1 protein-coding gene is annotated in these 2,223 nt (G+C 56.2%); it reads right to left on the reverse strand.

The features are described from left to right. Positions 1-85: 85 nt before the first annotated feature. Positions 86-1,561, reverse strand: a complete 1,476-nt coding sequence (gene ftsA / locus Q0F21_RS07380) for a cell division protein FtsA (RefSeq protein WP_297238729.1) — start codon at positions 1,559-1,561, stop codon at positions 86-88. Positions 1,562-2,223: the final 662 nt, after the last annotated feature.

The raw sequence follows: 2,223 nt of genomic DNA on the forward strand, positions 1-2,223 counted from the left end.
TCGGGATCTCATCCTTTTTTTTGCTGCTGATATTGAGTAATTCGCTCATAAGTCCGATACGTATCTATGATAAAAAAGGTAGAGATCACTCGTCGACATCATCCTCGGGGAAGATGAGCCCGCCATTGAAGAGCTTGGCAAAGAATCCATTGCCCTTATCCTTCTGCTTCTTGCCGCTGCGGCGAGAGACTTTCTTCGGCGGCTCCTGCGCCTTCGTCTCTATCTCCTCCACGTCGATTAGTACCTGTGTCGTACCGGCAAAGGCGTCATCCGGTAGCTGATCCTCCGGGAAGTCGCTCCCGGCCGAAGTGGTCTCCAGGGTCGACCTCTTCACAGGCTGCTCGGAGGGAGCGGTCGGTGCCTGCTCCTGCGCTGCCGGCTCGGGGCGAACGTAGGTGGCAGCGAGGTCCTGAGCCACGTAGTAGACCATGCTGTAGACGGAGTGCCACTCGGGATTCTCGATGTAGTAGCTGTTGTCTCGCCCGTAGCGCCCGAGGATGGAGGAGGCAAAGTCCACCTTTACATTAAATTCCTTCGTCAGCAGATCCCTCAGGCCGGTCATGCGGGATGCCCCGCCTGTGATCACGATGCCGGAGAGGCTGTGCTCGGGGAGGAGGGCATTGATGTAGGTCGAGATATTGCGCACAATCTCCGTGGAGCGGGCGCGGATGTACCGATTCACCTCGCGGAGCGGCAGGCTCTTCGACGTCATGCCGTTGGCGGTCTGCACCACCACTTCGCCCTTCGTCTCCTCCTCGGAGGCAGAGAGAGTGGAGCCGTTTTTCGTCTTGATCCGCTCCGCCTCCATAAGGGAGATGTGCATGTCGGTCAGGTCGGTGGTGATCGCATCGCCGCCGAGCGGGATCACACGCAGGCCGACCATCTGCCCTCTATTGTACACCGAGACGGTCGTGCACTCGGCACCGAAGTCGATCAGGGCACAGCCGAAGCGCTTCTGCTCCGTGGTGAGGAAGAGGTCGCTCATGATCGTCGCCGGGATCAGGTACTCCGTCTGGCGAGCCAGCTTCTCCTCCAGCACGCGCCGGATATTGCGATCCAGCTCCTCACGGGCTAGGAGCAGCTGGTAGCTTACCTTGAGATTGGATCCCTGCACGCCGACCGGGTTATTTGTCCAGCTGCCGTCCACGTAGTAGGCGGGGGTGACATCGTCAGCGATCGATATGTATCGGCTGTCGAAGTCCTCGTCCGCCGTCTGCAGTCGCAGCGTGTCCATATCCTTCTCCGTGATCTCGCGTGGCTCACCGAGTGTCAGCTCGGCCTCGTGCATGTCGGAGTGGAGGCTCTGCCCATTGACCCCGGCGTAGACTCGGTCTATGGGGCAGTCGGCGAGCTGTGAGAGCTGTCGGAGGAGCTCGTCGGTCTTCGCCGCCACCTCCTTGAGATTATAAATGATGCCGCGGCGGATCTGTCCCTCCGACTCGACCGTGCTCTGCTGACGGAATGTAAAGGTGCCGTCCGCCTTGCAGTCCGCCAGGGCCGCCTTGATCGTGTGGCTGCCAAAGTCGAGGAACGCAGCAGTGATGGTATCGTCTTCTCGCATGAAGTAAGTCCGGATAGTGTACGTGTCTCAGTATCGGGTGGATCGGTCCACCCTCTCCCCCTTCCCACAAAGATAACTTATCTCCCCGACAAAAAGAAAAAGCAGCCCGCCGCCGTACCCGGGGTCATCGTCCGGGCTGCTACCCCTCCTCGTCACCCTTGCAAAACAGCGAGCACTCCGGGGTAATGCTCACTTGCGGCAGAAGTACGAGTAGGGGCACCTTGTAGAGACGGCTGATTATCAGGACGCGAGCACGCGAGCTCTCTCGGGCAAATCTAATACCGGTAATAGTTGCGCCTATTACCGGTATTAGTGTTCTCTATTACCGGTAATAGTTTTCACCGATAACGGATCGGGGTCAGCTCTATTGCCACCGAGGTCATCCGTTGTGCGTCCCCGGAATCAAGGAGGTCTCTTCCTCATTCTGTAACGTCCATTGATCTCTTTATGATGCTACAGAGGTACGCATTTCTAAGTACAGAATGACTGGAACACAAGAAGTTTCATCCCTAATAATAGTCCTCTTAAAGTTTGGTCGTGACAAAAATTATCTCAATCTTTACAAACGAAAACATAACGCTCTATATGGCGAATAAGAAATGAAGACCACAAAAGAGACTATACTGAGAGAAAGCTTTAAGCTGTTCTTAGCTAAAGGGGAT

The organism is uncultured Porphyromonas sp. (genome assembly GCF_934359325.1).
Classification (GTDB): domain Bacteria; phylum Bacteroidota; class Bacteroidia; order Bacteroidales; family Porphyromonadaceae; genus Porphyromonas_A.

Bases quoted from the DNA above. Each gene is read 5' to 3' on its own strand.
- ftsA (WP_297238729.1), bottom strand. From the start codon at position 1,561: ATGCGAGAAGACGATACCATCACTGCTGCGTTCCTCGACTTTGGCAGC.